The 528-nt window shown below is 64.6% G+C and carries 1 protein-coding gene; it reads right to left on the bottom strand.

Annotation, left to right across the window (positions count from 1 at the left end):
* Positions 1-6: 6 nt before the first annotated feature.
* The coding region (locus tag L8F97_RS22505; RefSeq protein WP_277925154.1) for a UDP binding domain-containing protein at positions 7-528 on the bottom strand (522 nt) is incomplete at its 5' end.

Consider the following 528-nt stretch of genomic DNA (forward strand, 5'->3'; position numbering starts at 1 on the left):
CGCCGCTCACCGGCCCACCGCCGTATAGGTGAAGCCAGCCGCTTCGACCGCATCGCGCGGGTAGACGTTGCGCAGATCGACCAGGATCGGCTGCGACAGCAGGCTTTTCACACGCGGCAGATCAAGCGCGCGGAACGCATCCCATTCGGTGACGAGGACAAGCGCGTCGGCGCCTTCCATCGTCTCATAGGCGTTGTTGCAATAAGCGACGTCCTTCAGCACCAGTTCGGCCTGCTCCATCCCCTCCGGATCGTAAGCACGGACGGTGGCGCCGGCATCCTGCAACGTCTGGATCACCGCGATCGCGGGGGAATCCCGCATGTCGTCGGTGTTGGGCTTGAAGGTCAGACCGAGCACCGCCACCGTCTTACCGCGCACATCGCCGCCCATCGCGGTGATGACCTTACGACCCATCGCGCGCTTGCGCTGGTCGTTGACGTTGACGACCGCCTCGACGATGCGCTGCGGCGCGTCGAAATCCTGGCTGGTCTTGAGCAGCGCCAGCGTATCCTTGGGGAAGCACGAACC

It is taken from the genome of Sphingomonas sp. BAUL-RG-20F-R05-02 (assembly GCF_022662305.1).
Taxonomy (GTDB): Bacteria; Pseudomonadota; Alphaproteobacteria; order Sphingomonadales; family Sphingomonadaceae; genus Sphingomonas.